The 2662-nt window shown below is 68.9% G+C and carries 2 protein-coding genes; both read left to right on the top strand.

The genetic code is table 11. The annotated features are described in order from the left end of the window. Positions 1-2150 (top strand): tail fiber domain-containing protein (locus OXS49_RS33090; RefSeq protein ID WP_267428731.1); only part of this gene is annotated, 2150 nt, incomplete at its 5' end. Positions 2151-2187: 37 nt separating this feature from the next. Then, a partial coding sequence (locus OXS49_RS33085; protein WP_267428730.1) for a hypothetical protein occupies positions 2188-2662 on the top strand: 475 nt, incomplete at its 3' end.

Here is a 2662-nt window from a genome sequence, read left to right as displayed (position 1 = left end):
AGGAGCCGGCCATGGGCGGCGGACAGACCAGCACGCAGAACTCGACCCAGGTCTCGGACAAGACCCCATGGTCGCCTGCAATCCCGGGGCTGCAGTCGGCGCTTACCAACGCGCAGAACCTGTATCAGTCGGGCGTCGGCTCGCAGATCTACGGGGGCCAGCGTGTCGCGGATTTCAGCAACGACCAGTCTGCCGGGATCCAGAGCACCCGTGATCAGGCGGCGTCCGACAACGCGGGCGGCATTGGCACGAGCTACCTGCAGGGCTTGCTCGGCTCCAACGGGATCAGCGCGACCACGCAGCAGGGCCTCGGCATGCTGTCGGCCGTCCCGAACGTCGATACCTCTCGGCTCTCGGGACTGGCGGATCAGATCGGTTCGGCGTCGAACCCGATCAACCAGACTGCGAACGCCTTCATGTCGGGGTCACGGGATCTGACGACGGTTCCGCAGTTGCAGGGGCTGTTCAACAAATCGCAGCAGATGTCGTCGGCCGAGACCAACCTGTCGGGCGTGGCTTCGGGTCAGTACCTCGACCCGACGACGAACCCTTACGTGCAGGCGCTCGTCCAGTCTTCGAACCAGAACGCCGCCAACGCGGTGAAGGAGGCCTACGCGAAGTCGGGGCGATACGGCTCGGGCAACTTCGCGGGCGCCACCACCAAGGCGATCAACGACACCGACACTGCGCTGTATGCCAACCAGTACAACACGGAGGCTCAGAGGCAGCTCTCGGCCAACAGCCAGATCGACGCCGCGCGGCAGGCCGCATCGAGCGCCGGGCTCGGCATCACCAACGCCATCTCGGGCGTGCAGTCGACGAACAACCAGCAGCGCCTTGCGGGTGCCGGCCTCGGGCAGGCGCAGGCCGCGCAGCAGGCGGGAGTGCTGGGTCAGGTGCTTGGCGGCGACGAGTTCAACTCGTCTTTGGGGGTCCAGAAGGCTCAGGGTTTCATTGGGGCCGGGCAACAGGGCACCAGCGCGGCGAACCAGGCCGCGGGTCTCCTGCCTTCCGTGGATGCCCTGCGGTACGCCCCTGGCTCGAACCTCCTGCAGGTCGGCGGGCTCCAGCAGCAGCAGGCTCAACAGAGCCTCGACGCGGCACAGCAGTATTTCCAGGAGCAGCAGCAGACCCCGTGGCAGGCGCTCAGCCAGTACGCCAGCTTTCCGCTCGCGATTGGTTCGCAAGGTGGAACGACGGTTTCGCAGGGCACGCAGCAGACTAAGACCAGTGGCGTGAGCCCGCTGCAGTCGATCCTCGGGCTGGGAACCTCGCTCCTCGGCCTCGGCACTGGCACGAACAACGCGACCATCGGCGGCAAGCTGCTGGGCGGCATCGGCGGCATGTTCAGTTCGGACGAACGGATGAAGGAGAACGTCCGCGAGGTCGGTGAGCTTCACGACGGGCAGAAGGTCCACGCCTACAATTACAAAGGCGACCCGCGGACCCAGATCGGCCTGCTCGCCCAGGAGGTGGCGGACCACAAGCCCGGCGCCGTCGGCCCGATCGGTCTCGGCGACCTCCTTGGTGTCGATTACGCCAAGGCCACGGAGGACGCGGCCAAGAAGGGCGGCGGCGGATCTTCGGCACCCGCTGCACCTCCTGCCGATGGCGCTGAGCCCCGGTTGACGATAGTGATCCGCGGCGTCCCCGGCTCGCATGCTGGTGAGACCGCGAACGGTCTGGGCGAGGCGATCATGGGGCTTCTGGCTCCCGCTGATAGTCGCTCTGGCGGTGCTCCGGCCGGCCTGCTCGCGCACGCCATGCAGTCGATGATCCCGCAGGAGCCCGAGCCGATCCGGCGCGAGCGGCCCAAGACCCCTGTGCCGGCGGCAAGCGCCGCGCGGCGGCTTGAGGAGCGCCTGATGGATCACCTCGACGTGCCCGAGTTCGAGCCGGACGCCATCTCGACCGAGGGCGAGCCGCTGACGCACCTGCAGGTTCGCATCGGTGCCTGCCAGGCCGAGGCCGCCCATGCCTTCCGGGCCCTGCAGGCGGTCAGCGGCCAGGCCGCGACCATCTTGGAGAACGGCAGCGGCACGGTGGGGGATCTCGTCGGCCTGATCACCGCGTTCGAGCAGCTTCAGCAGCAGGCCGGAGGGCACCTCGCGTGCCTCGGGGCCGCGATCTCCTCCGCGGGGTCGGCATGACCGCCCGCACCTCCCCTCCCGTCCGAAAGGTTCGCCCGTGAGCGCTGGTCTCAGCTTCGGGGCTCTCCCCGCATTCACCGATTTGAGCCCGGATCAGCAGGCCGCCGTGATGCAGGCTTTGCAGGGGCAGGGGCAGCCGGCCAACGCCCCGCCGACAGCGCCGAGCAGCCTTCTCGGTCAGGTCGACCCGCAGACGACGGGCGCGATCCCCGATCGTGGCGGCTCGCAGGTCGCGATGACCGAGGCGGACACCCGTCGGCTTGAGGAGCAGATGGGTATGCGGGCTCCGGGCGGCGGGCAGCAGCCGGGCTCACCCGACGCGCTGTTGTATGACCGCGCCGGTATGGGTGGCGGTGCCAACCCGTTCGGGGGCTCAGCGGACCCCTCCAGCCAGCGCAACGTGCCGCTTCCGCCGCAGCGCCCGAGCGAGGCCGACCTGCTAGCCGCGCCGACGGCGACGGGTTCGGTCTCTGGCACGAACCCAGGCGCCCCGCGTGGGCAGCTCGTGGCGA

The organism is Methylobacterium sp. GC_Met_2, from assembly GCF_026540795.1.
GTDB lineage: Bacteria > Pseudomonadota > Alphaproteobacteria > Rhizobiales > Beijerinckiaceae > Methylobacterium.
This window is presented reverse-complemented; position numbering and strand designations above follow the sequence as displayed.